We start from the raw sequence: 299 nt of genomic DNA, 5'->3' as shown, positions 1-299 counted from the left end.
GCAACGTCAGCTTCGAGGATACGGCGACCGGCGGGTGGGAGACCTACCCGGATCAGGGCGTCGACGGCGCGGAGACGGCCGGCGAGGCGTCGATGTTCGTGATGTTCTGGTACCAGAGCCTGGAGTACCGGTACGCCGTGTTAGAGCCCGACGCGACCGTCCGGCAGAACGTCCAGATCCACCTCGACGCGGAGGCGCAGCTCCGGACCCGGCAGAACTACGACTACGCGCATCCCGTGACGGACGGGTGGGCCGGGGACGAGCTGTACCCCTACCGGAACGGGGACCGCGACGGCTAC

General features: G+C 68.6%; 1 pseudogene. It reads left to right on the top strand.

Annotated features, from left to right (window positions below):
- Nucleotides 1-299, top strand: a pseudogene (locus tag EXE44_RS18930) (PGF-CTERM sorting domain-containing protein); the annotation flags it as partial.

Source organism: Halorubrum sp. SS7 (genome assembly GCF_005435055.1).
Taxonomy (GTDB): Archaea; Halobacteriota; Halobacteria; order Halobacteriales; family Haloferacaceae; genus Halorubrum; species Halorubrum salinarum.
Note: the sequence above shows the minus strand (reverse complement) of the source record. Positions and strands in the feature narration are given on the sequence as shown.